This window comes from Paenibacillus sp. 2RAB27, assembly GCF_052115445.1.
In the GTDB taxonomy this organism is placed as follows: domain Bacteria; phylum Bacillota; class Bacilli; order Paenibacillales; family NBRC-103111; genus Paenibacillus_E.
Genome location: NZ_JBFRGR010000044.1, coordinates 1 through 25,315, shown reverse-complemented (window position 1 = coordinate 25,315; position 25,315 = coordinate 1). Strand labels below are relative to the sequence as shown.

The following is a 25,315-nucleotide window of genomic DNA, read 5'->3' as shown; positions in this document are numbered from 1 at the left end:
ACCATGCAGAGTATGCCATATCCACATCTTGATGAAACCATTTATCATGAAAAGCTTGATAATGGGCTGCATGTGTTCGTGTTACCCAAACCAGGTTTCCAGAAAACGTATGCAACTTTTACAACCCAATATGGGTCAATTGATAATCATTTTCAAGTTCATGGTAAAGATGTCGTGCGAGTACCGGACGGTATTGCGCATTTCTTAGAGCACAAAATGTTCGAGGAACCGGAAGGAGACATTTTTGCAACGTTTGCTACGAATGGTGCATCGGCCAATGCCTTTACAAGTTTTGACCGGACTGCTTACTTATTTTCATCGACGGATCGCTATTTAGAAAATTTAACGACATTAATTAATTTCGTGCAAAACCCTTATTTTACGGATGAGAATGTTGAAAAGGAAAAAGGGATTATCGGGCAAGAGATTAAGATGTACGAGGATAATGCGGACTGGAGAAGTTATTACGGCTTAATTGAATCTTTGTATGCGAAGCATCCGATTCATATTGATATTGCCGGAACTGTTGCGTCAATTGCAGAAATCACCAAAGAGACGTTATATGAGTGCTATAACACGTTCTATCATCCGAGCAACATGAGTTTATTTGTTGTAGGAGGCGTAGATCCTCAAGAGGTTATTACGTTAGTGAAAGATAATCAAGCTGCTAAAACTTTTCCGCCACAAGGCGAGATCCAAAGGTTCTTCCCTGAAGAGCCAGTCGAAGTCAAGGAAGCTCGCAGGCTTATCTTACTTCCAGTTTCTTTGCCGAAATGTTTAATGGGCTTCAAGGAAGCCGCACCAGCGGTGACAGGCAAGCCTTTACTGGTAAGAGAATTAACGACCAAATTAATGTTGGATATCTTATTTAGCTCCAGCTCTGATATTTATCAAACACTGTATGATGATCAGTTAATTTCTGATAATTTCGGTCATGAGTATAACTGTAGTGATGGGTATGCTTTCTCCATTGTTGGAGGGGATACCAAGGATCCGGAACAGCTTATTGCAAGGATTCGTGACGAGGTTGAAAAAAGGAAAGAAGCTGGACTCGATAGTGTCACTTTCGAACGCAGTCGTAAGAAGAAGATTGGCAGTTTCTTGCGCATGATGAACTCACCTGAATCCATTGCGAATGAATATACCAAATATCGGTTCAAAGGGATCGATCTCTTCGATATCTTGCCTGTTTATGAACAGCTAACGCTTGAAGATGTGAATCGTCGCTTCCGTGAGCATTTTGATTGGAGTAAGCTCGCAGTATCCATTGTACAGAGTCGTGAACCATCGTGAGTGTTGGTAAACCATTTAGTGAACAGACCGTGCTGATTACGGGAGCTAGCAGGGGAATTGGTGCTGCAATAGCCCAACGGTTCGCCGCGGTAGGTATGCAGATTGTCATTCATTATCGGGATTCACATGAAGCAGCCAATGAAATTGCCCGTTCTTGCATGAAGCAAGGGGCAACGGTATTGACGGTATCCGCGGATATTCAATCGCATGAGCAGATTCTCAAAATGAGAGATAAGCTTGATCAAATGAACATGGTACCAGACATCATCGTTAATAATGCAGGTATTTCTCACTATGGGATGCTAGCTGATGTGACAGAAGAAGATTGGGATCGTGTTATGAATGTTAATCTTAAGGGTTCTTTCCTTTGCACTCAAGCTTTTATGTCTGCTATGGTTAAACAAAAGTATGGTCGCATCATTAACGTATCCTCAATATGGGGCATCTCTGGTGCTTCGTGTGAAGTACTATACTCAACGGCCAAGGGTGGCCTTAATGCGTTTACGAAAGCGCTAGCCAAAGAACTCGCTCCATCGGGTGTTACGGTGAATGCCGTAGCACCGGGGGCTGTTCAAACCGATATGATGGCCGGCTTCCAGGCTGACGAGATTGATGCTATTACCAACGAAATACCTGTTGGACGGCTCGCATCTCCACATGAGGTAGCATCGCTTGTTTATTTCTTAGCCTTGCCTGAATCCGGTTATATTACAGGTCAAATCATCTCACCCAACGGGGGCTGGCTTACTTAATTACAAGTATCCATGGTAGAGAAGTCCACGCATAATTCTGTTTTGAGAAGCGCATATTACGTATGTAATGACCATTTCTCATAACTCAAAGGAGGCTTCTTACTATGGCTACTGTACTTAAAGTGTTCGACAAATGGAAAGAATTTTTGGCTGAACGCGTGAGTCAGGCTGGACATGCAGGGATGAATGATGAAACCATCTCCAAGCTCGCTTTTCAAATTGGGGAGTTTTTGGCAGATAAGGTAGATCCTCAAAATGAGCAAGAACGAGTTCTCAAAGAGTTGTGGGATGCTGGGGATGAACAGGAAAAGCATACTCTTGCGCGCCTCATGGTAAAATTAGTAGACAAAGGTTAATAACCGTTTTACAATTCAATAGGGTATGATGTGAAAGCCTCCTCTTTCGGAGGCTTTTGCATGCTTTTAAGCTGGAAAGGAATTATCCAAGTATGCATAAGACGCGATTATTACTTATTTTAACCTTATTATTATCACTACTTGCTGGTTGCGGGAATCGTGGAATTCCAGTTATTAAGCAAGAACTGCTCGATCAGAAAATGTCTGTTCTAATGCTCTCAAGTAGCGGGTTATCAGCATCAGCCAAAGACGTGCTAGGTCAAACTCTAAAAAATTGGCGAGACGGAAATTCGATTGCTTATGAATGGGTCAAAGATTTAAATGCACTGGATGATAATGTGGATTCGAAACTAAAATCGAAAACATATGATTACATATACGTTGTTGGAAATGAGCTATTCCCTTCAGCTAATGAGAAGATGGCATTAGGTCTTACAACGGGTAAATGGACTTTTTTACAAAGTCAGCCGTTTACAGAAGGCAGCGCAATTACCGTGAATGAGCAGGCATCTTTACTTCAATTGGACTTGCAACAGATGGAAACCATGAAGAATAAGGCGATTCAAGATCTTCTGTTTCAAAATGCGGTTATCGAATGGGTGACGCAAAGTGAGCGTCCAATTCCATCTGCATGGGCGCCTTCCGAGGAAGCCGATCACATTGTTTTGCTAAATAATAACAACCAATGGTTTCAGCAGTTGACTTTTCAAGTACATCAACATCGTGCAGCATGGGTTATTTTTTACAGCCCAGTAAGTGAAGATCAGTTGCAGAGAGCTAAATCTTTGGGTGTATCCGTAATGGATTTTGCCGGGGCGCTAAGCGCAGATCTGAATTGGACACAAATTTTTGATAACCGGCTCGCCATGATGAAAACGCATGCTTGGCAAAAAGGAATACAAAATTACAATCCGCAAGAGCTAAAGGAACTAAAAATGAAATAATATCAGGGTAGTTTGGTTTTTGAGAAGGATTATGGCGGAATTTGTAGAAATTAATTAAATGGACATGAACAGTCTGGTTCATTTACAGATATGAGTGACAGAGATGATGATGAGGTGGAAGAATTGGACGTTAAAGAATGGTATATGGAGTACAAAATTCACAAGAACCGTCCCGGTTTATTAGGTGATATAGCTTCATTAATGGGTATGCTGGATATTAACATCGTGACGATTAATGGGGTTGAAGATCGTACGCGTGGCATGCTTCTACAAACAAATGATGAAGAAAAAATTGATTTAATGGGTAAAATGTTGAGAAAAGTAGATAATATTACTATTACTGCTTTGAGACCTCCAAAATTAGTTGATATTTTGGCTGTTCGCCACGGCAGATATATAGAGCGCGATTCCGACGATCGCAAAACATTTCGCTTTACGCGAGACGAGTTAGGCTTGTTAGTTGACTTCCTGGGTGAAATATTCAAACGTGAAGGCAATCAAGTTGTTGGACTTCGTGGCATGCCGCGTGTTGGCAAAACGGAATCAATTATTGCAGGCAGTGTTTGTGCGAATAAACGTTGGACATTTGTTTCTTCCACTTTATTGAGACAAACTGTTCGCAGTCAGCTTTCTGAGGATGAAATGGCCCCAAACAATGTCTATATCATTGACGGTATTGTTTCGACAATTCGTTCCAACGAGAAGCATTACAGTCTTTTGCAAGATATTATGGCTCTGCCTTCAACAAAGGTTATCGAGCATCCAGACATTTTTATTCGCGAATCGGAATACACCTATAATCACTTCGATTATATTATTGAGCTCCGGAATAGCCCGGATGAAGAAATTAACTACGATTCATTCACGTATACGTCCGAACCTTTTTAATGTTTCAAACGTCAATAACAGGATGAATAATTCCTTCGGGGAGGTGACCATATGTCTGACTTAGGCTACATTTTGCGCAAAACTCGACTGGAAAAAAAGATTTCACTGGATGATCTCCAGGAAGTTACTAAGATCCGCAAGCGTTATCTAGAAGCCATCGAAGAAGGAAACTACAAGGTGCTGCCAGGAAGTTTCTATGTGAGGGCTTTTATTAAAAGTTATGCGGAAGCATTAGGGCTTGATCCGAATGAAGTTCTGATTATGTATCAGTCAACGCTTCCAGCTCCAACGATTGAGAAGCCCGTTGTGGAAGCGATTCGCAAGAATAGATCAAGTGTTCGCAACACAGAAAAGATGAGCCGCTGGGCTTCGAGCCTGATGTTTATCTGTTTTATTTTGCYCATATTCGGGATCGTATACTATTATACATATAAGAATTATAAGGGAACGCCAGCGGATGAGAAGCCAACGCAAACGCAATCGCCGCGTATTACAGACTCGACGAACCCTTCGCCGAGCACGTCTGTTAATGCTACTGGGGATGGTAAAGCAACAGTGCTTTCAACGCCAAGCCCAACACCAGCTCCGACCCCAACACCGCCTGCTGTGCAGGTGAAATTTAGCGCAACTGAAAAGGGTGTAGATAATTACATCATTACAGGTACTGCAAATTTGAATATTCAATTCAAAATTACCGGTTCTTGCTGGATCGCTGTTAATGCACTTACCCCTGAGGGTGAGAAGGGGGAGTTGCTAAGACAGAAACTGTATAATTCCGGTGATACGGATACATTTGATTTAGCAAGTTCAGCTTTTTTGAATGTTGGTGCAGCTAGTGCATTGCAGCTCATGGTCAATGGCACTCTCGTACCTGTTGGCGATACGCCGAATCCGAAGCGGGTTCAACTGAATTTGCAGAAAAGCTAGCAATTTGCCAGTTCCTGCGCTTTCCCGGGTAATGAAAATAGTTTGATGGGAAATATTCGATGCCATTGGCGGTTGGATATTTCCTTTTTTATGTGTTCTTGCTATAATGCTATTGTAATTTGATGGAAGGGATGTTGGGATGTAGATGAGTTCAGAGAGTTCATTTGATATTGTATCCAAAGTGGATATGCAAGAACTGAATAATGCGATTCAACAAGCGGAGAAAGAGATGTTGACCCGTTTTGATTTTAAAGGAAGTAAAAGTAGCATTAAATTAGATAAAGATCAGCTTGTTGTCACTTCGGATGATGAGTTTAAGCTTCAGAACGTCCTTGATATTATGCATGCAAAAATGACCAAACGTGGAATCTCGATTAAAAATCTCGAATATTCCAAAGTAGAGCCAGCAGCTGGTTCTACAGTTAGACAGAAAATCAGCATGAAACAAGGTGTCGATCAAGACAACTCCAAGAAAATTAATATACTGATTCGTGATTCAAAATTGAAAGTGAAAACTCAAATTCAAGGGGATCAAATCCGTGTAACCGGGAAGAGCCGTGACGATTTACAGGCTGTTATCGCGTTGCTTCGGAAAGCAGATATTCCATTGGATTTGCAGTTTGTTAATATGAAATAATCAGGAATATATGCTTACTTGAAGGAAAACCCCCTGGATGCAGGGGGTTTTTACATTTTGACACCCCTATTGGCTTGTATTATACTGGTAGGGAGTGTTTTTTAGGACTATTGGAGGTTGTTTCTTTCATGACAGAAAAGGTTAAAGTAGTTACTCTCGGATGCGAGAAGAATTTAGTTGATTCCGAGATTATGTCAGGTTTAATTCATGGCCGGGGTTTCCAACTTGTAGACAACAAGGAAGATGCTACAGTCATTATCGTGAACACTTGCGGGTTCATTGATGCAGCTAAAGAAGAATCCGTAAATACAATTTTGGATATGGCAGAACTGAAACAAACAGCGAATCTCAAGGCGCTAATCGTTTCAGGCTGTTTAACACAACGATACAAAAAGCAGTTAATGGAAGAGATGCCTGAGATCGATGGCATTGTAGGTACGGGTGATTTTGATAAAATTAATCACATTGTGGACGAAGCGCTTAGAGGGAAGAAACCGGTTCTAGTAGGGAATCCGGTATTTAACTATGACGCTGACCTTCCTAGACTGATGACGACTCCTCGTTATACAGCCTATGTGAAAATTGCAGAAGGTTGCGATAACGCTTGTACATTCTGCTCCATTCCAATTATGCGCGGTGCTTTTAAGAGCAGAAGCATGGAATCGGTCGTTGCAGAAGTTGCTAACCTTGCGGCTCAAGGCGTTAAGGAAATTAGCTTAATTGCCCAAGATTCCACAAACTATGGAACGGATATTTATGATAGCTTCATGCTTCCTACCTTGCTGAACAAAGTAAGTGAAGTTGAAGGCATTGAGTGGGTACGTCTGCACTATGCATACCCGGGCTTCTTCAGTGATGAACTGATTGAAGTGATGGCAACGAATCCTAAAGTATGCAAGTACATTGATATGCCTTTGCAGCATAGTGAAGATTCTATTCTTAAGCGTATGCGTAGACCAGGCCGCCAAAAGGATACGCGAGAACTCGTTCGTAAAATTCGCGAAGCGATTCCAGATGTTGCTTTGCGTACGTCGCTTATTGTTGGTTTCCCAGGTGAGACTGAACAAGATTTTGAGAACTTAAAACAATTCGTGCGTGATGTTCAGTTCGATCGTCTTGGTGTGTTTGCCTACTCCAAAGAAGATGATACGCCAGCAGCAAGACTGCCGGATCAAGTGCCTGATGATGTGAAAGAATACCGGGCTAACGCAATTATGGAAATTCAACGTGAAATTTCAAATATTCGCGGCGGTCGACGTATTGGGCAAGAAATTGACGTGCTTATTGAAAGATACGATGGCAGAAGCGACGTATATATTGGGCGCTCCCAATTCGACGCACCTGAAATTGATGGTGAAGTATTCGTTTCGAATGCCAAATTGAACATTGGAGAACTTGCGAAAGTTCGTGTTACCCACTCCTATGAGTTTGACTTATCCGGGGAGGTAATTGCATGAACTTAGCTAACCGCATCACCGTAGCGAGAATTTTATTAGTACCCATCATCATGTTCTTTTTGTTGATTAAGGTAAAATTTCCTCAAATACGGATAGAGGAGTTTAGCATAACGTATAATCAAATTATTGCTGCTTTAATTTTTATTATTGCTGCGAGTACAGATAGCTTAGATGGTTACATTGCTAGGAAACGTAATCTTGTTACGAATTTGGGCAAGCTTTTGGATCCATTGGCAGACAAGCTGCTTGTTACCGCTGTACTTGTTTCATTAGTAGAAATGGATAAAGTTGATGCTTGGATCGTTATTGTCATTATTAGCAGAGAATGGGCTGTGACTGGACTTCGTCAAATTGCCCTCTTAGAGGGTACAGTCATGGCGGCCAGCAAATGGGGCAAAGCGAAGACCGCGGCTCAAATTACAGCCATCATTGCACTGCTGATTAATAATTTTCCATTTACGTTTCTAGATTTTCGCTTTGATGTTATAGCTAGTTGGGCTGCAGCAATTATTACCGTTTATTCAGGTGTGGAATATTTCGTTAAAAATAAACATGTCATAGACTTTTCTGAAAAGTCATAGTTCCATTAAACTTTACCTCTAAACGCGGTCGATCAATAACGAGCGATCACGTTAGAGGTTTTCTCATTTTAAGGAGGGTGCATAAATGAAAGCAGAAATCATTGCGGTAGGAACAGAACTGTTGCTTGGTCAAATCGTGAATACCAATGCGCAGTTTATTTCTAGAGAATGTGCAGCACTAGGGATTGATATGTACTTTCAAACGGTTGTTGGAGATAATGAGCAGCGCTTGTTGGACAGCCTTCGATTAGCTGCTTCTCGAGCTGATGTTGTGATCTGTACAGGAGGATTAGGGCCAACGCAGGATGATCTGACTAAGGATGTATTAGCTACACTGACTGGCCGTAATCTGGTGCTTCACGAGCCTTCTATGGAGGCTATTTCTGAGATGTTTGCTTCTAGAGGGATTCATATGGTGGAAAGCAATCGTCGTCAAGCGCTTATGCTAGAAGGAAGCGATCCCTTACATAACGAGACAGGTTTGGCTGTTGGAAATGCGCTCACATTCGAGGGGGCACATTTCGTGCTTTTACCGGGACCTCCGAAAGAAATGAAGCCGATGTTTACCAAATATGCGATGCCTTGGCTTCAATTACGAATGACAAATGAAGTTCCGCTGTATTCGAAAATGTTGAAGTTTGCAGGCATAGGTGAGTCCAATTTGGAGCATCAGTTGTTAGATTTGATTCAATCACAGACTGACCCGACAATTGCTCCTTACGCCAAAGAAGCTGAAGTAACAATACGATTAACAACGCGTGCCCATGCGGCAGCAGAAGGCGAGCTGAAGCTGGAAGCGACGGAAGCCGAAATTAAGAAGCGCCTTGGTGAGTATCTATATGCGGATCAGGACGTCCCTATTGAAACGGTAGTCTTGCAATTGCTGGCAGCCCGCAAGAAGACGTTAACAGTCGCTGAGAGCTGTACGGGAGGTTTGCTCAGTGATTTAATAACGACAGTACCAGGTAGCTCAGAAACTTTCTTAGGCGGGATTATCGTTTACTCAAACGCGTTAAAACATAAGCTGCTCGGTGTGCCAATGGATATTTTGGAGGGGGAAGGTGCTCCGGGTGCTGTTAGCAGCGAAACAGCGGTCATTTTAGCCGAACAGTTGCTAGTTAGGACTGGTAGTGACTTTGGCATCTCCGTGACCGGTGTGGCGGGTCCAAGCCCGTCTGAAGGGAAGCCTGTAGGGCTGGTCTATGTGGGATTAGCACAAAAGCATGCGAAGACGGAAGTGTTTACTCTCCAACTTTCAGGCAATAGGGAGTCAATTAAATTAAGAGCTGCTAAACGTGCACTCTATCAATTATGGAAACAGTTGAAAGAAAACTAGAAATCCTCTATAATCAGAGTTAGTTAACGGAAGAACCGTAGCAAAGCGATAACTTTGTTACGGTTTTTTGTTTGTTCGCAAAAAAACGAATGTATGTTCGAAAAAATGCTTGGCAAACATGCCAAAACAAGTTATCATATACCTATAATGATAGAAGGAAGTGGTCGTTTTGTCAGATCGTCGTGCCGCGCTAGATAATGCATTACGTCAAATTGAGAAACAGTTCGGAAAAGGCTCCATTATGAAACTTGGAGAATCTACTCATATGCAAGTTGAAACGATTTCTTCGGGCGCACTTGCTCTGGATATCGCACTTGGAATAGGTGGATTCCCACGCGGAAGAATTATTGAAGTTTACGGACCAGAGTCATCAGGTAAAACAACTGTAGCTTTACATGCGATTGCTGAAGTTCAAAGAGTGGGTGGACAAGCTGCCTTTATCGATGCGGAGCATGCGTTAGATCCTTCTTATGCAAGCAAGCTTGGAATTAATATAGATGAATTATTGCTTTCACAACCAGATACAGGTGAGCAAGCACTTGAAATCGCTGAAGCGCTTGTTCGTAGTGGTGCGGTAGATATTATTGTTATCGACTCCGTTGCAGCACTAGTACCGAAAGCAGAAATTGAAGGCGACATGGGGGATTCTCACGTAGGTCTTCAAGCACGTTTGATGTCACAAGCGCTTCGTAAGCTGTCTGGTGCAATCAATAAATCTAAAGTTATCGCTATCTTCATCAACCAATTGCGTGAAAAGGTTGGCGTTATGTTCGGAAATCCAGAGACTACTCCGGGTGGACGTGCATTGAAGTTCTACTCTTCCGTTCGATTGGATGTTCGTCGTATTGAAACGATCAAGCAAGGCAATGACATGGTTGGTAACCGTACGAGAATTAAGGTTGTTAAGAATAAAGTAGCACCTCCATTTAAACAAGCTGAAGTCGATATTATGTACGGTGAAGGTATCTCACGCGAAGGTAGCATTATTGATATCGGAACTGAGCTGGATATCGTGAATAAGAGCGGCGCTTGGTATTCGTATGAAGGTGAGCGTCTTGGCCAAGGACGTGAGAACGCGAAGCAATTCTTGAAAGATAACAAAGCGATCTCCGAAACGATTGAGCTAAGAATTAGAGAAAATAGTAATTTGATTAAAGTTGTTGGTCCGAACACGGATGAAGAAGAAGACGAGTTGGAAACAGCTTTTGAATAGGTTTGAAAAATAGGATGGATGAAGCACCTTAACCTTGTGTTGGGGTGTTTTTTCTTCATTTGGGGGATTGTTGAGATGAATCACGAAGAGGAAGAATTACAAGTAATAACCAAAGTGGAAAAACAAAAACAAGGAAGACATCGCTATAACATTTATCTGAATGAGGAGTACGCTTTTTCTGTTCATGAAGATATTCTGATCAAGCATCGTTTGAACAAAGGAGAATCCCTATATCAGCAAGCGATTGAAGCTATCATTTTAGATGAAGAGCGAAATATGGCCTATGTAAAAGCTCTCCATATGGTAGGGAGACGTCCGCATTCCCTATCTGAGGTGAAACGTAAATTGAAAGAGAAAGGTTTTGAAGCGCCTATTATTGATTGGGCGAGTGACAAGCTAATTGAAAATAAATACGTCAATGATGAAGAATTCGCTAAGATGTGGACGGACAACCGAGTAATTTCTCAACGCAAAGGACGTAATCTGATTCGACAAGAACTTCAACAAAAAGGGATTCATCAAGATGTGGTTAAAAGTACCATGGAGTTGATTAATCCAGAGGATGAGTATGTCGGGGCACTGAAAATAGCGAGAACGAAATGGAAGCAAACTTCGGGAAAACTAATGGATAGAAAGCGTAAAACTGCGGCATTTCTAATGCGAAGAGGTTACACGGGTGCCATAGTTACTAAGGTTTTGGGGCTCATAAGTAATGAATCAGACGAGGAAGAGATGGAGTTTATGGAGGATGGATTCGAGGATAATTAATCACGTTAATTAGTTTTGAAGAAACTTAATGACATTAACTATTTGCGATTGTGTTTTGGGTCTAAATAATCAACTCTAGGACATTCGCTTGACAAGCTTCTTCGACAAAAGATAAAATAACAGTGTATATTTTCATAATGTATTCAAAATCATACTAAATTTCATTGATTTTGAGAAGACAGCTGTAAAAACCGCCAATTTTTACACTGTTGATTATGGATTATTAGCACTATGGTGCCCTAACGCACTGTGCGCATTCATTTAAAAGCCATACTCTTACATTTTAAGGGTATGTATGACTAGTCAAACAATTGAATCGGATTAAAAAACCGAAGGTACCCCAGGCTAACACCTTGGAGAAACCAACGAGGAGGTGAACAAGATGATGACTGCCATCTGGATCGCGATCATTCTCGTTGTTGGAGCTGCATGCTTAGGGATTGGTTATTTTATCCGTAAATCTCTTGCAGAAGCGAAAATTTCCAGTGCTGAAACAGCCGCTGAGCAGATAAAAGAATCTGCCAAAAAGGAAGCAGAAGCACTGAAAAAAGAAACGGTTCTGGAAGCAAAGGACKAAGTGCACAAACTACGATCCGAAGCTGAAAAAGACATTCGTGAACGTCGGAATGAAATTCAACGACAAGAAAGACGATTGTTGCAAAAAGAGGAATCGCTGGATAAAAAATTAGAGTCTCTCGAGCGTAAAGAAGAGCTAGTAGCCAACAAAGAGAAGCGAATCGAGGATACACAAACACAAATTGATCAGCTCTATAAAAGTCAAGTTTCCGAATTGGAACGAATTTCTGGTCTTACAATGGAAGAAGCTAAGAGCATCATTCTTACTAATGTAGAGCAAGAAGTTCGTCATGAAACTGCTCAGCTAATCAAAGAGATTGAACAACAAGCCAAAGAAGAAGGCGATAAGAAAGCACGTGAGATCATCACACTTGCTATTCAGCGTTGTGCGGCAGATCACGTAGCGGAAACTACGGTATCCGTTGTCTCGTTGCCTAATGAAGAAATGAAGGGTCGCATTATCGGTCGTGAAGGTAGAAATATCCGAGCATTGGAAACTTTGACCGGTATTGACCTTATTATTGATGATACACCTGAAGCAGTAATCTTATCTGGTTTTGACCCAATCCGTCGTGAAATTGCTCGCACATCACTTGAGAAACTTGTGGCGGATGGACGTATTCATCCCGCACGTATCGAAGAGATGGTTGAGAAGTCTCGCAAAGAAGTGGACGAACGTATCCGCGAATATGGAGAACAAGCGACGTTTGAAGTTGGGGTACATGGTTTGCATCCTGACTTGATCAAAATTTTGGGGCGCCTGAAGTTCAGAACAAGTTACGGACAAAACGTGTTGAAACATTCCATGGAAGTAGCGTATCTGGCTGGTTTAATGGCCGGAGAGCTCGGGGTAGACGTAACTTTGGCGAAACGTGCCGGGCTGCTTCATGACATTGGTAAAGCGTTAGACCATGAAGTGGAAGGGTCTCACGTCGAAATCGGTGTTGAGATAGGCAAGAAATACAAAGAGCATCCTATTGTAATTAATAGTATTGCTTCACATCACGGTGATGTGGAAGCAACTTCAGTAATTGCCATGTTAGTCGGTGCTGCGGACGCATTGTCAGCGGCGAGACCAGGTGCTCGAAGAGAAACGCTAGAAACGTATATTAAACGTCTTGAGAAGCTGGAAGAGATTTCAGAATCATTTGAAGGTGTTGAGAAATCCTACGCCATTCAAGCAGGTCGTGAAGTACGTGTCATGGTGCAGCCAGAGAAAGTGGATGACACCGAAGCGTTCCGTTTAGCCCGTGATATTACGAAGAAAATCGAAGGTGAACTCGATTATCCAGGACATATTAAGGTTACGGTCATTCGTGAAACAAGAGCGGTTGAATACGCTAAATAAGAAGCAAATGCGAAAAGTGGCTATTATAGCCACTTTTCCTTATTTTCAAGGCCGAATAGAATTGGGTCATATAAAGGAGCTCGTTTTACGTTATGAAAATTGTGTTTATTGGTGACATCGTAGGTTCTGTGGGAAGAAAAGCATTGAAAAATATCATGCCAAGACTTAAGCAATTACATCCGCATGCTGTCTTCATTGCCAACGGTGAGAATGCAGCCGCGGGTAAAGGGATTACGCAAGCAATTGCCAAAGAAATATATGAAATGGGTATTCAGGCCATTACGATGGGAAACCACACCTGGGATCAGAAAGAAATCTTCGATTTTATTGATCGTGACGATAAAATGGTGCGTCCTGCGAACTTCCCGCCAGGTACGCCAGGCAAAGGTCATACAGTCATCAAAGTGAAGGACCAAGAACTTCTTATTATTAATTTGCAAGGACGAACATTCTTGCCGCCAATTGATTGTCCATTCCGTAAAGTGGATGACATATTGGAAGCTGATAAGAAAAAACATAAGTTTGTTTTTGTGGATTTCCATGCGGAAGCCACTTCGGAGAAAATTGCGATGGGTTGGCATTTGGACGGGAAGGTGTCTGCGGTCGTTGGCACGCACACACACGTTCAAACAAATGATAATCGTGTATTGCCTCAAGGTACTGCATATGTGACGGATGTGGGGATGGTAGGGCCTCGTGATGGCATCCTAGGGGTAGAACGCAACGCAGTGCTTCAGAAGTTTAAGACGCAGCTTCCCGTACGTTTCATTACAGATGAAGGCAAATGGCATTTCCATGCCGTTGTTATAGAATTAAACGATCAGACAGGTTTAGCTAAAGGGATTAACTTGATTAGATATGATGAAGATCAAGTATTTATGGATTAGTAGTAAAGATACTAGTGGTATCCGTATAAATGGGATGAGGTAGCATGTTTCGTGCATCTCGTGAATATGATGGGTATTGGAAGCTATCCATCATTTCCGAGGAGGTACTATTCATGGATGTGTTAAAAGTTTCAGCAAAATCCAATCCAAACTCCGTAGCAGGTGCATTGGCAGGCGTATTGCGTGAGCGTGGAGCCGCTGAGCTTCAAGCGATAGGTGCAGGCGCATTGAACCAAGCCATCAAAGCAGTAGCTATCGCAAGAGGGTTTGTGGCGCCTAGTGGAGTCGACTTAATATGTGTACCAGCCTTCACGGATATCGTTATTGATGGGGAGGACCGGACAGCTATTAAATTGATTGTCGAGCCTCGGTAGACGGTAAGGCAACTGTATAAGTGTTGACTTTCATGACTGACAGCCAGTTAAATCGAAATGTTATCACAGTACCTATGAAACCTCTGTATAGAGGTTTTTGTGCTGTTTGGACATAAAGTGCGATGTGTGGAGGCGGGTTATAATGAAAATTGTAGATGGACATTGTGACGCACTAACGAAGTTATATCAGAATGGTAAACTGGATTTTAACCAGGATGTATTAGAATTGGATGTAAGCTTTCCGAAGCTGCAGCAGGCAGGTGTTAAAGTACAATGTTTTGCGATCTATCTTTCGGAATCGATCCCTAACCCTAGCTTTGAGCATATTCTGCAAATGGTAGATATTTTTCATCGAAAGATTATTAGTCACCCGAAAATGAGATTTATTCGTACGGCTTCGGATTGGTTAGACGTGGAGCAAACACAGGAGATTGGTGCTATTTTGACATTAGAAGGTATGGATGCGCTTGCTGGTAATCTAACCAACTTGCGAATTCTCGAATACTTAGGCGTTCGTTGTGCAGGACTTACGTGGAACTACGCAAATTGGGCTGCGGATGGCGTCATGGAACAAAGAAAAGGCGGATTTACAAAAAAAGGGAAGCTCATGTTAAAAGAATTAGAAACTATGGGTATAATAGTCGATGTGTCCCATCTTTCTGTTGAGGGCTTCTGGGAGCTAGTGGAGGTTTACAAAAAACCGTTTATCGCGTCACATTCAAACGCTTATCATTTATGTCCTCATCCAAGAAATTTATCAGACGATCAGATTAAAGCTATCATACAATGTAAAGGTATAATGGGAATTACTTTTGTTCCTTACTTTCTGGAGAACTTGAAAACGACAGTAGAGATTTCAGCGATTCTGAAACATATCGATCATATCTGTGCATTAGGCGGGGAGTCCCAAATAGGTTTTGGTTCGGATTTTGATGGGATTGAACAATGGGTAAAAGATTTAAGACATGTTGGAGATTACGGAAATATTATAGAAGCTTTGTGTAAAAACTATACGGAGTCGCAAGTGGAGGCGTTTTTGTATGGGAACTGGCGAAATTTCATGTTGCGGAACCTTCCGCAATGAATAAGTGATAATCAATCTAATATTGATATGGATACAATCTAAAAACTCTATCTGTTAGAAACAGTGAAACCTCTTGCAATTTACTCTGTAAAGGCATAGAATTTGGATGACAAGTGAAAGAAATTTTTTATTGCAACATCTTAAATTACTAAACAATCAGCTTATCAAATTTTCTTCACGCAGCTACAATCAAAAGGAGTGGACGTACGGTGATTAGTCAGTTATCTTGGAAAATCGGAGGTCAGCAGGGTGAAGGGGTCGAAAGTACAGACCGCATTTTCTCTACTGCATTGAACCGTCTCGGTTACTATTTGTATGGGTACCGTCATTTCTCTTCACGGATTAAGGGGGGACATACAAATAACAAGATTCGCATCAGCACCAAACCGATTCGCGCAATCTCAGACGATTTGGATATTCTTGTTGCTTTCGACCAAGAAAGTATCGATTTCAACGCTCACGAACTTCGCGACAATGGTGTCATCGTTGCGGATGCTAAATTTAACCCTGTTTTACCAGAAGGGATCAAAGCTAGATTGTTCCCAGTACCGATCACTGCAATTGCAGAGGAATTAGGAACTTCCCTATTTAAGAACATGGCCGCGTCAGGCGCTTCATGGGCTCTTCTTGGCTTGCCGATTGACGTGTTTAATAAAGCTGTTGAAGAAGAATTTGGCCGTAAAGGTGCAGCTGTCGTTGAGAAGAATATTGAAGCGGTTCGCAAAGGTGCAGAATCTGTACTTGAACTAGCTGGCGGTCCTATCGCTGACTTCCAACTTGAGCCTGCAGACGGACAACAAAAATTGTTCATGATCGGAAATGATGCAATCGCTCTTGGAGCAGTTGCTGCAGGTTGCCGCTTCATGCCGGCTTATCCTATTACACCAGCTTCCGAAGTTATGGAGTATTTACAAAAAGTACTTCCTAAATTGGGTGGGACAGTTATTCAAACGGAAGATGAAATTGCAGCATGTACAATGGCTATCGGCGCTAACTACGCTGGTGCTCGTGCGCTTACAGCTTCAGCTGGTCCTGGTTTGTCCCTCATGATGGAAGCAATTGGCCTTGCAGGTATGACAGAGACTCCAGTAGTAATCGTTGATACGCAACGTGGTGGTCCAAGTACAGGACTTCCTACTAAACAAGAGCAATCTGATTTAAATGCAATGGTTTACGGAACGCACGGTGAAATTCCAAAAATCGTTCTTTCTCCAAGTACGATTGAAGAGTGCTTCTACGATACAATTGAAGCTTTCAACCTTGCTGAGAAGTATCAAGTGCCTGTTATTCTTATGACAGATCTTCAACTTTCACTAGGTAAACAATCCGCAGAAATGCTTGATTACAACCGCATCGTGATTGACCGCGGCGCACTAGTAACTGAAGCACCTGAACAAGAGCCTAACCAATTGTTCAAACGTTATGAGTTCACGGAGAAAGGTGTTTCTCCTCGTGTAATCCCTGGCGTGAAGAACGGTATTCACCATGTTACAGGCGTAGAGCATGATCAAACAGGTCGTCCTTCTGAAAGCACTGAAAATCGTCAACGTATGATGGATAAGCGTCTTGAGAAGTTGAAACATATTCAAGTGACAGATGCTATCAAATTTGATGCTCCTCACGAGAATCCTGATCTTCTTATTATCGGTATGGGTTCAACAGGTGGAACAATTGATGAAGCAAGAAGTCGTGTTGAATTGGAAGGCATCAAAACCAACCACGCAACAGTACGATTGATTCATCCGTTCCCAGCTGACCAGCTTCGTCCGCTTGTTGAAAAAGCGAAACAAGTTATCGTTGTAGAAAACAACGCTACAGGTCAATTAGCTGATCAAATTAAATTGCATGTTGGCCATGCAGATAAAATTAAAAACGTACTTAAATACAACGGTAACCCGTTCTTGCCAGCAGAAATTGAACAAAAATGTAAGGAGTTGACTTTAGCATGGCAACATTAAAAGACTTTCGTAACAATGTAAAGCCTAACTGGTGTCCTGGATGCGGAGATTTCTCCGTACAAGCAGCTATTCAGCGTGCTTCAGCTAACGTTGGTTTAGAGCCAGAAAACTTAGCAATCGTTTCAGGTATCGGATGTTCTGGACGTATTTCGGGTTACATCAATGCATACGGATTCCACGGTATTCACGGAAGATCCTTGCCTATCGCACAAGGCGTGAAAATGGCTAACCGCGATTTGACAGTTATTGCTTCTGGTGGAGACGGAGACGGCTTTGCAATTGGTATGGGGCACACTGTTCATGCTATTCGACGTAACATTGATGTTACTTACATCGTAATGGACAACCAAATCTACGGCTTGACAAAAGGTCAAGCATCACCACGTAGTGCGGAAGGTTTCAAAACGAAAAGTGTACCATCCGGTACAATTGAGTCCGCAATTTCTCCACTTGAAATTGCAATGGCTGCAGGTGCTTCGTTCGTAGCACAATCCTTCTCCAGTAACTTGAAACAGTTAACAGCTGTTATTGAAGCYGGTTTGAATCACAAAGGTTTCTCCTTGATCAACGTATTCAGCCCTTGTGTTACTTTCAACAAAGTAAACACATATGACTGGTTCAAAGAGAATATCGTTGATTTGGATGAGATTCCAGACTATGATTACACAAACCGTGTGATGGCGATGACAAAAATCATGGAAACAAACTCCATGTTGACAGGTATCATCTACCAAAACAAAGATAAAAAGAGCTATGAAGATTCCATTCCAAGCTTTGCTAAAGAAGGTCTAGCGAAACAAGATCTTAAGCTTTCCGAAGCTGACTTCAGCAAACTGCTTACTGAGTTTAAATAACAATTTTCTAAGAAGGCATACGGTGATATTCCGTATGCCTTTTTTGATGAGCGGTAATACTGACAATTATGATCTAAATGAGAGKATGAATACTACCATGCCTATGATTCCAATTGGTGTTTCAGCGAGACATATACATCTTTCACAATCTGATTTAGTTGCACTATTCGGTGAGGGATATGAGTTATCGAATTTCAAGGATCTATCGCAGCCAGGCCAATTCGCAGCACAAGAAACGGTTGCTGTAATAGGACCGAAAGGACAATTCGATAAGGTCCGAATTCTCGGTCCGATTCGACCACAAACGCAAATCGAGGTCTCACGCACAGATGCTTTCACACTGGGCATCCATCCGCCAGTGCGCGAATCAGGTAAAATTGAAGGAACACCTGGATTGCGTGTTATTGGCTCTAAAGGAGAAGTTACATTGGAGCAGGGAGTCATTGTAGCGGCGAGACATATACACTTTCATACCTCTGATGCCAACCAATGGGGAATTCAGGACAAACAACTTCTACGCGTTCATTTGCGGGGAGAAAGGCCATTAATATTTGAAGATGTGATTGCCCGAGTGTCGGACCAATTTGCGTTGGATATGCATATTGATACAGACGAAGGAAATGCAGCGGGTGTGAAGACAGGTGACAAAGCAGAATTGTTATTATGATATTGATTAATGACATTAATCATTTATGAGGTTAATATATACAAAAAKAGTATCCTTTACAAAGATGTGTAAAGGATGCTTTTTTGCGCTTTTTTTGCATGAAAATTACGTTGAGATGTAAGTTTTGCATTTTTCGAGTATTTTCGACGTAAACGTATAGAGGCACTAAGAAAATCATGGTAAAATGGTTTTTATTAGATTCAAAATACATATTATTTGCTTAGGCTTATCGAACGGATTAAATGCCTCCTGTAGATATCATTATCATTGCCTTAAGTTAGGAGACATTCTGTGGAAACGATCTCAAGTACGTATCACATCCCCTTTGTCATTTTTTCTATTCTCATTGCTATTATTGCATCATTTGCTGCATTGGATCTTGGAATTCGAATCCATAAGGCCAAAAGTTCCGCGAAGCAAGCCTGGTTGGCAGGCGGTGCTTTTGCTATGGGAATGGGTATTTGGTCGATGCATTTCGTCGCGATGCTAGCTTTTCATTTATCTATTTCTGTCACATACCAATTATCTACTGTGATTTATTCCATAGTTCCAGCGTTGCTAGCTTCTTGGTTAGCCTTATATATTATAAGTAGACCTGTAATGCGCAAACCACATGTGTTTATTGGAGCTACTTTTATTGCTACAGGAGTCGTATCCATGCACTACATTGGCATGGAAGCCATGGTGATGGGGGCAACGATTGAATATAATCCCTATCTATGGGCTCTTTCTGCAATCATTGCATACGTTGTCTCTTTAGTTGCACTCCTATTGCTATTCTCTGTAAAACAGAATGCCAGCTCACCTCGTATTCTGTTAAGGAAGCTAGTTAGTTCGTTGGTCATGGGCATTGCAATAAGTGGTATGCACTATACAGGGATGGCAGCAGCAACATTCAAGCATGATCATTCACATATCGCTTCAGATCTTACATTGGATACGAAATTGCTAGCCTATTTAATAGGTTTTGGCATTTTATTCATACTAGGACTAGCGTTCATCAGTACATTCATCGATAGACGTTTTGAAACACAGATGATAATGTCGGAGAAAAGATTCCGTTCCGTTGTAGAATCAGCCCATGATGCGATTATCTTGGCTGATCATAATCGGACAATTATCTCTTGGAATAAGGGTGCAAAGCTTATTTTTGGCTATGAAGAACATGAGCTTATTGGAGAAAAATTACATCGTATTTTCCCTGAACGGTTCTTTGCATCGCATAAAGAGCGATTGGAGAGTTTCCTTGCCACTGTCACTGGTGAAATGGATGAGCTCGGATTGACTTATGAATTAATAGGGTTACGTAAAGATCAAACTGAGCTTCCAATTGAACTTTCACTTGCAGTCTGGAAAGAAGAAGGCAACACATACTTTAGCTGCATAATTCGAGATATCTCGGAAAGAAAAAGGACAGAAGAAAAAATTAATCAGATGGTGTATCGTGATCCTTTAACGGGTCTGCCGAATCGGCTTTTATTAAATGATCGTMTGAATCTAGCTTTAGACCAAGCGTATGAAAACCAACAAAGTATGGGGATCATGTTTATTGATTTKGATCGGTTTAAATTTATTAATGATACGCTTGGCCATGCTATGGGAGATAAATTATTGATTGAGGTCGCGAAGCGGTTCGAAGCTTGCATCGGTAAAGGAGATACGGTTTCTCGGCAAGGCGGCGATGAATTTATTATTCTTTGGGCACATACTACTGCTGATGAGATGATAAAAAATGCGAATAAAATTGTTCATATCTTCTCGCATTCTTTTACTATCCTTGAACACGAATTATTCGTTACGCCTTCCATTGGTATTAGTCTCTATCCATCTGATGGAGGGGATATCGATACGTTGATTAAAAATGCAGATACCGCGATGTACCGTGTGAAAGAACAAGGTAAAAATAACTTTCAGTTTTATACACCAGAGATGAATGAAGCGGTCACCAAGAAAATGCAAATGGAAATTGGACTGCGCAAAGCATTGGAGCGAAATGAATTTAAAGTTTTTTATCAACCGCAGATTGATGTGAATACGGGGAAGATTACTGGAGCAGAGGCATTGATTCGTTGGCAGCATCCTGATTGGGGGCCGATATCACCAGCGGATTTCATTCCACTCGCAGAAGAAACCGGATTAATTATTCCAATTGGTGAATGGGTGCTAAATGAGGCTTGTCGCCAAAATAAAGAATGGCAGAACCAAGGCTATGCACCGTTTCGTATCGCTGTGAATATATCTTCCAGGCAATTTAAGCAAAGTAATTTAATCGAAATGGTAAGTAAAGCTTTGGATGAGTCTGGATTAGATCACCAGTATCTAGAACTGGAGTTAACAGAAAGTATTATTCAAGATACCAAGTACGCCATTGAGACTATGCATAAACTAAAAACGATGGGGATCTTTTTGTCGATCGACGATTTTGGAACGGGATATTCATCTTTGAATTATTTAAAGTTGTTCCCTATTGATAGTTTAAAGATTGACCAATCGTTTACTCGAAATATGTTTGAGGATGCGAAAGATGCTGCTCTCGTACATACAATCATTTCAATGGCACATAATTTGGATCTGAAGGTCATAGCAGAAGGAGTAGAAACGAGAGAGCAGCTTCAATTCCTACTACTCAAAGAATGTAATGAAGCGCAAGGGTATTTATTTAGCCGCCCATTACCTGCGCGGGAAATGACGGGTATCATTAAGCAACAATATACATTTGGGTAAAAGTGTTTTCAGAGCCTTCTCTTTGGAGAAGGTTTTTCTCATTAATTTGAAACGGAAGCCAATATGGATATACAGGTATCTTTTGTGCTATAATTTGATATTAGGTTAATACAAGTTAGAGCTATACTTATAGATAAAGGGAAGTGAATTCATCATGTCAAAGGAGAACCCAAATACATCGGACTTAAAATCCGACAAGGTTAAGGATTACTCCAAATACTTTGACTTCTCGGATGCGAAAGTGTTAAGCCAAGAAGAGGGCAAAACGACTTATCGAATTAAAGGTAGAAACATCCAAATTAATTCTGCACCTAATTACAAAGATGAGAAGCAACGTGGTAAAGAGGACATTCAAGTTCATTACGATTTTGCGATTCCAGAAGATATGCAGGAGTTTGGTAAGGACAAATATTATTTAATCACGACTTATGGATGTCAGATGAATGAGCATGATACCGAAGTCATGAGAGGTCTTTTCGAGCAAATGGGTTATACGCCTACGGAAGACAAGCAGATCGCAGATGTGATCCTACTCAATACGTGTGCGATTCGTGAGAATGCGGAAGACAAGGTGTTCGGTGAACTGGGTCATTTGAAGACGCTGAAAGCACAGAAGCCAGGGCTTATTCTTGGTGTTTGCGGTTGTATGTCGCAAGAAGAGTCCGTGGTTAATCGCATTATGCAGAAACATGCATTTGTCGATATGATTTTCGGCACTCATAATATTCATCGCTTGCCAAGCCTATTGAAAGATGCCTTTTTCAACAAAGAAATGGTTGTGGAGGTATGGTCAAAGGAAGGCGATATCGTAGAAAATCTCCCCAAAAAACGGGAGGGTATCCGTGCTTGGGTTAATATTATGTACGGCTGCGATAAGTTCTGTACCTATTGTATTGTGCCATATACACGTGGTAAGGAACGAAGCCGTAGACCGCAGGACGTCCTGGCAGAAGTCAGAGATCTGGCTCGTCAAGGCTTTCAGGAAATTACGCTACTTGGACAGAATGTCAATGCCTATGGCAAAGACTTTGAAGATATAACGTACACGTTCGCTGATCTGATGGACGATATTCGTAAGATTGATGTTCCACGCATTCGTTTTACAACCTCACATCCGCGAGATTTCGATGATCGTTTGATTGAGGTATTAGGGAAACGTGGCAATCTCGTTGAGCACATCCATTTACCTGTGCAAGCTGGTAACACAGATGTCTTAAAACGGATGAGTCGGAAGTACTCGAGAGATCATTATTTGCAGCTTGCAAGTAAAATCAAGGCAACGATGCCTGATGTCGTATTAACGACAGATATTATCGTTGGTTTTCCCGGCGAGACGGATGAGCAATTCGAGGATACGATGACGCTGTACGAGGAAGTAGGCTTTGACTTTGCATTTACGTTTATCTATTCACCGCGTGTAGGTACGCCTGCAGCTGAGATGGAAGATAATGTTCCGATGGAAGTGAAGAAACAGCGTTTATATAGGCTGAATGAGCTAGTGAATAAGCTGAGTAAAGACAGCAATGAACGTTTGCTAGATCAAACTGTCGAAGTCTTAGTGGAAGGCGAGAGCAAGAACAATACCGATGTGCTTGCAGGCCGTACCCGGACGAATAAGCTAATTCACTTCACAGGAAATCCATCCTTGATAGGACAAATGGTTCATGTCAAAGTTACACATGCACAAACTTGGATTTTGAAGGGTGAGATTGTACATAAGCCTCTTCAGATGTCTGTATAAAATTACGAACAGGATAAATAGGAGCGTGTTAAGAAATGTCCCAATGTGATCATGCACATGATGATAACCAACCTCATGCATTTCAAGTAGAGGAATTTACGAATACAGAAATGATCGTCCGCGAAGATATTCTGGCGAAAGCGAAGGAACTAGCTGCGTTGCTTACTACTTCCAATGAAGTTCAGTTCTATCAAAAAGCGGAAAAGCAAATTGCAACGAATCCTGATATTCAAGGATTGATTAGCGCAATTAAGAAGAAGCAAAAAGAGATTGTTGCTTTTGAAACGTTCCAAAATAAGAAAATGGTGGAAAAAATCGAGAATGAAATCGAAGTTCTGCAAGATGAATTAGATGGCATTCCCATCGTTAATGAGTTCAAGCAAACCCAAGAAGATATCAACTATTTGCTGCAATTGGTTATGTCCGTAGTTAGAGACACGATTTCAGATAAAATTAATGTTGAAGCAGGCGCGGCAGAAGCACCAACTTCGTGCGATTAATTTTGACATGTAAATAAGAAGGAAATCGCCCTCAACGAGCAGTTTAATAGCCCCAGTTGAGCGGCGATTTACTATTTCTTATGAATGACCACTAGGCTTACGTGAAGGAGAGTTGTCATGCTGACAGTTCGAAATTTGAGTAAAGTATTCCCTCCGGACAATCAGGTCCTATCGCAAATTAGCTTTCAAGTAGATGCAGGAGAGTTTATCGCGGTAATCGGCAGCAGTGGTAGTGGGAAAACAACGCTGCTTCGTTGTATTAGTCATCAAGAGAAATGGACAAGCGGTCAGCTCATATATAACTCGATTGATATAACGAAGCCAGGTCCCTGGGACCGGTTCAAATTGGGTAAGGATTTCGCTTACCTGGAGGAGAAGCCTTTTCTAAATCGGAATAAAAGCGCTGTCAAAAATGTGTTGATGGGCAGGGTGTATCAAGCCCCTCTTCGGATGGTTACAGGATTGTCGTCGAGAAATGAGAAAATCGATAGCATGGACTTTTTAGAAAAGGTCGGCCTTTTGGATAAAGGTGAAAAGAAGGTTGGTCAGCTTAGCGGGGGTGAACAACAACGTGTCGCCATTGCGAAAGCGTTGATTCTTGGTCCCAAAGTGCTAGTAGCAGATGAACCCGTATCCGGTCTTGATCCTAAATCAACGGAATACATCCTTCAGGATTTGAAATCGTTATGCAAAGAACGGAACATGAGCGTTATTGCGACGCTTCATAAGGTTGAACTTGCCGAGCGTTTTGCAACACGCATCTGGGGGGTATCGGAAGGTCGGATTGTTTTGGACATTCCAGCTAGACCCCTCACGTTGAATGAAAAAATGCTTGTGTTTGGTCAAATATGATTAGGGTCTTATTCGTTTGTTTGGGCAATATTTGCCGATCACCAATGGCGGAAGCGGTGTTTCGTCATCAAGTGAAGGAAGCTGGTCTTGAAGATGTCATTTCAATTGATTCAGCGGGTACTGGGGATTGGCATATCGGGCATCCTCCCCATCAAGGAACTCGGGATATTCTTGACCGATATCAGATTGGTTACGATGGCTTAAAAGCCAGACAAGTTCGTCCTGATGATTTCTATCAATTTACTTATATAATCGCTATGGATGACAGTAATGTCGTGAACCTAGCTGCATTTGCTCCGGAATTTGTGGGGAATGAACAACGCGCATCGATACATAAATTGTTAGACTTCTCTAGTAATCAAGCAATTACTGAAGTGCCCGATCCCTACTACACGGGAAAATTCCAAGAAGTATATGAGATGGTTGAGGAAAGTTGTAGTCGCTTGCTTGCCTATATCGTGGATCAACATGAGCTGACGAAGTAAGGGGAATACAAAACATCAAAAAGCAAGCTAGATAAGAGTGAGCCTCTTGTCTAGCTTGCTTTTTGCGTTTGTTCAGTATTGTTGAAAAATAATAGAACATTTCGTTCCGTGAT

24 protein-coding genes are annotated in these 25,315 nt (G+C 41.7%); all 24 read left to right on the top strand.

Annotation, left to right across the window (positions count from 1 at the left end; translation table 11 throughout):
* Positions 1-3: 3 nt before the first annotated feature.
* Positions 4-1,293 carry an EF-P 5-aminopentanol modification-associated protein YfmH gene (gene yfmH / locus AB4114_RS31810; RefSeq protein ID WP_441992001.1) on the top strand — a complete coding sequence of 430 codons (1,290 nt, stop codon included), beginning with the start codon at positions 4-6 and terminating at the stop codon, positions 1,291-1,293.
* Positions 1,290-2,045: an elongation factor P 5-aminopentanone reductase gene (gene ymfI / locus AB4114_RS31805; RefSeq protein ID WP_441992000.1), complete on the top strand. Its 756-nt coding sequence runs from the start codon at positions 1,290-1,292 to the stop codon at positions 2,043-2,045. The genes yfmH and ymfI overlap by 4 nt, the downstream gene beginning before the upstream one ends.
* Before the next feature lie 104 nt (positions 2,046-2,149).
* Complete coding sequence (locus AB4114_RS31800; protein ID WP_441991999.1) at positions 2,150-2,401, top strand: DUF3243 domain-containing protein; 252 nt, start codon at positions 2,150-2,152, stop codon at positions 2,399-2,401.
* Positions 2,402-2,493: 92 nt separating this feature from the next.
* Positions 2,494-3,345 (top strand): hypothetical protein, encoded by an 852-nt coding sequence (locus AB4114_RS31795; protein WP_441991998.1) that lies wholly within the window; start codon positions 2,494-2,496, stop codon positions 3,343-3,345.
* A gap of 90 nt (positions 3,346-3,435) precedes the next feature.
* Positions 3,436-4,233, top strand: coding sequence for a DUF3388 domain-containing protein (locus AB4114_RS31790; RefSeq protein ID WP_441991997.1), 798 nt, complete (start codon positions 3,436-3,438; stop codon positions 4,231-4,233).
* A gap of 51 nt (positions 4,234-4,284) precedes the next feature.
* A complete protein-coding gene (locus tag AB4114_RS31785) occupies positions 4,285-5,160 on the top strand; it encodes a RodZ domain-containing protein (protein ID WP_441991996.1) in 876 nt (291 codons plus the stop codon).
* A gap of 145 nt (positions 5,161-5,305) precedes the next feature.
* Positions 5,306-5,797: a YajQ family cyclic di-GMP-binding protein gene (locus tag AB4114_RS31780; RefSeq protein ID WP_056625112.1), complete on the top strand. Its 492-nt coding sequence runs from the start codon at positions 5,306-5,308 to the stop codon at positions 5,795-5,797.
* A gap of 128 nt (positions 5,798-5,925) precedes the next feature.
* Positions 5,926-7,254 carry a 30S ribosomal protein S12 methylthiotransferase RimO gene (gene rimO, locus AB4114_RS31775; RefSeq protein WP_441991995.1) on the top strand — a complete coding sequence of 443 codons (1,329 nt, stop codon included), beginning with the start codon at positions 5,926-5,928 and terminating at the stop codon, positions 7,252-7,254.
* Positions 7,251-7,835 carry a CDP-diacylglycerol--glycerol-3-phosphate 3-phosphatidyltransferase gene (pgsA, locus tag AB4114_RS31770; protein WP_441991994.1) on the top strand — a complete coding sequence of 195 codons (585 nt, stop codon included), beginning with the start codon at positions 7,251-7,253 and terminating at the stop codon, positions 7,833-7,835. The genes rimO and pgsA overlap by 4 nt, the downstream gene beginning before the upstream one ends.
* Positions 7,836-7,920: 85 nt before the next feature.
* Positions 7,921-9,171 carry a competence/damage-inducible protein A gene (locus AB4114_RS31765; protein WP_441991993.1) on the top strand — a complete coding sequence of 417 codons (1,251 nt, stop codon included), beginning with the start codon at positions 7,921-7,923 and terminating at the stop codon, positions 9,169-9,171.
* Positions 9,172-9,340: 169 nt separating this feature from the next.
* Positions 9,341-10,384, top strand: coding sequence for a recombinase RecA (recA, locus tag AB4114_RS31760; RefSeq protein WP_436236116.1), 1,044 nt, complete (start codon positions 9,341-9,343; stop codon positions 10,382-10,384).
* A gap of 75 nt (positions 10,385-10,459) precedes the next feature.
* Positions 10,460-11,152 (top strand): regulatory protein RecX, encoded by a 693-nt coding sequence (locus AB4114_RS31755; RefSeq protein WP_441991992.1) that lies wholly within the window; start codon positions 10,460-10,462, stop codon positions 11,150-11,152.
* Positions 11,153-11,534: 382 nt separating this feature from the next.
* Entirely contained in the window at positions 11,535-13,076 is a 1,542-nt protein-coding gene (gene rny / locus AB4114_RS31750; protein WP_441991991.1) for a ribonuclease Y, read from the top strand.
* A gap of 92 nt (positions 13,077-13,168) precedes the next feature.
* Positions 13,169-13,963 (top strand): TIGR00282 family metallophosphoesterase, encoded by a 795-nt coding sequence (locus AB4114_RS31745; protein WP_171635886.1) that lies wholly within the window; start codon positions 13,169-13,171, stop codon positions 13,961-13,963.
* Positions 13,964-14,076: 113 nt separating this feature from the next.
* Positions 14,077-14,337: a stage V sporulation protein S gene (locus AB4114_RS31740; protein ID WP_028558349.1), complete on the top strand. Its 261-nt coding sequence runs from the start codon at positions 14,077-14,079 to the stop codon at positions 14,335-14,337.
* A gap of 142 nt (positions 14,338-14,479) precedes the next feature.
* Entirely contained in the window at positions 14,480-15,421 is a 942-nt protein-coding gene (locus AB4114_RS31735) for a dipeptidase (RefSeq protein WP_441991990.1), read from the top strand.
* 209 nt (positions 15,422-15,630) lie between these two features.
* Positions 15,631-17,379 carry a 2-oxoacid:acceptor oxidoreductase subunit alpha gene (locus tag AB4114_RS31730; protein ID WP_441991989.1) on the top strand — a complete coding sequence of 583 codons (1,749 nt, stop codon included), beginning with the start codon at positions 15,631-15,633 and terminating at the stop codon, positions 17,377-17,379.
* The gene (locus AB4114_RS31725) at positions 17,367-18,233 is read left to right on the top strand and encodes a 2-oxoacid:ferredoxin oxidoreductase subunit beta (RefSeq protein WP_056625142.1); all 867 of its coding nucleotides are present in this window, start codon (positions 17,367-17,369) and stop codon (positions 18,231-18,233) included. The genes AB4114_RS31730 and AB4114_RS31725 overlap by 13 nt, the downstream gene beginning before the upstream one ends.
* A gap of 97 nt (positions 18,234-18,330) precedes the next feature.
* Positions 18,331-18,900 (top strand): phosphate propanoyltransferase, encoded by a 570-nt coding sequence (gene pduL, locus AB4114_RS31720; RefSeq protein ID WP_441991988.1) that lies wholly within the window; start codon positions 18,331-18,333, stop codon positions 18,898-18,900.
* 291 nt (positions 18,901-19,191) lie between these two features.
* Entirely contained in the window at positions 19,192-21,624 is a 2,433-nt protein-coding gene (locus AB4114_RS31715; protein ID WP_441991987.1) for an EAL domain-containing protein, read from the top strand.
* A gap of 154 nt (positions 21,625-21,778) precedes the next feature.
* Positions 21,779-23,365: a tRNA (N6-isopentenyl adenosine(37)-C2)-methylthiotransferase MiaB gene (miaB, locus tag AB4114_RS31710; RefSeq protein WP_441991986.1), complete on the top strand. Its 1,587-nt coding sequence runs from the start codon at positions 21,779-21,781 to the stop codon at positions 23,363-23,365.
* A gap of 35 nt (positions 23,366-23,400) precedes the next feature.
* Positions 23,401-23,865: a RicAFT regulatory complex protein RicA family protein gene (locus tag AB4114_RS31705; RefSeq protein ID WP_056625149.1), complete on the top strand. Its 465-nt coding sequence runs from the start codon at positions 23,401-23,403 to the stop codon at positions 23,863-23,865.
* 117 nt (positions 23,866-23,982) lie between these two features.
* Positions 23,983-24,717, top strand: coding sequence for a phosphonate ABC transporter ATP-binding protein (locus AB4114_RS31700; RefSeq protein WP_056625152.1), 735 nt, complete (start codon positions 23,983-23,985; stop codon positions 24,715-24,717).
* The gene (locus tag AB4114_RS31695; protein ID WP_441991985.1) at positions 24,714-25,202 is read left to right on the top strand and encodes a low molecular weight protein-tyrosine-phosphatase; all 489 of its coding nucleotides are present in this window, start codon (positions 24,714-24,716) and stop codon (positions 25,200-25,202) included. The genes AB4114_RS31700 and AB4114_RS31695 overlap by 4 nt, the downstream gene beginning before the upstream one ends.
* Positions 25,203-25,315: the final 113 nt, after the last annotated feature.

Excerpts from the sequence above, each read along its gene's own strand:
- yfmH (WP_441992001.1), top strand. The coding sequence starts at position 4 with ATGCAGAGTATGCCATATCCACATCTTGATGAAACCATTTATCATGAA.
- AB4114_RS31800 (WP_441991999.1), top strand. The coding sequence starts at position 2,150 with ATGGCTACTGTACTTAAAGTGTTCGACAAATGGAAAGAATTTTTGGCT.
- AB4114_RS31795 (WP_441991998.1), top strand. The coding sequence starts at position 2,494 with ATGCATAAGACGCGATTATTACTTATTTTAACCTTATTATTATCACTA.
- AB4114_RS31790 (WP_441991997.1), top strand. The coding sequence starts at position 3,436 with ATGAGTGACAGAGATGATGATGAGGTGGAAGAATTGGACGTTAAAGAA.
- AB4114_RS31780 (WP_056625112.1), top strand. The coding sequence starts at position 5,306 with ATGAGTTCAGAGAGTTCATTTGATATTGTATCCAAAGTGGATATGCAA.
- rimO (WP_441991995.1), top strand. The coding sequence starts at position 5,926 with ATGACAGAAAAGGTTAAAGTAGTTACTCTCGGATGCGAGAAGAATTTA.
- pgsA (WP_441991994.1), top strand. The coding sequence starts at position 7,251 with ATGAACTTAGCTAACCGCATCACCGTAGCGAGAATTTTATTAGTACCC.
- AB4114_RS31765 (WP_441991993.1), top strand. The coding sequence starts at position 7,921 with ATGAAAGCAGAAATCATTGCGGTAGGAACAGAACTGTTGCTTGGTCAA.
- AB4114_RS31755 (WP_441991992.1), top strand. The coding sequence starts at position 10,460 with ATGAATCACGAAGAGGAAGAATTACAAGTAATAACCAAAGTGGAAAAA.
- AB4114_RS31745 (WP_171635886.1), top strand. The coding sequence starts at position 13,169 with ATGAAAATTGTGTTTATTGGTGACATCGTAGGTTCTGTGGGAAGAAAA.
- AB4114_RS31740 (WP_028558349.1), top strand. The coding sequence starts at position 14,077 with ATGGATGTGTTAAAAGTTTCAGCAAAATCCAATCCAAACTCCGTAGCA.
- AB4114_RS31735 (WP_441991990.1), top strand. The coding sequence starts at position 14,480 with ATGAAAATTGTAGATGGACATTGTGACGCACTAACGAAGTTATATCAG.
- pduL (WP_441991988.1), top strand. The coding sequence starts at position 18,331 with ATGCCTATGATTCCAATTGGTGTTTCAGCGAGACATATACATCTTTCA.
- miaB (WP_441991986.1), top strand. The coding sequence starts at position 21,779 with ATGTCAAAGGAGAACCCAAATACATCGGACTTAAAATCCGACAAGGTT.
- AB4114_RS31705 (WP_056625149.1), top strand. The coding sequence starts at position 23,401 with ATGTCCCAATGTGATCATGCACATGATGATAACCAACCTCATGCATTT.
- AB4114_RS31700 (WP_056625152.1), top strand. The coding sequence starts at position 23,983 with ATGCTGACAGTTCGAAATTTGAGTAAAGTATTCCCTCCGGACAATCAG.
- AB4114_RS31695 (WP_441991985.1), top strand. The coding sequence starts at position 24,714 with ATGATTAGGGTCTTATTCGTTTGTTTGGGCAATATTTGCCGATCACCA.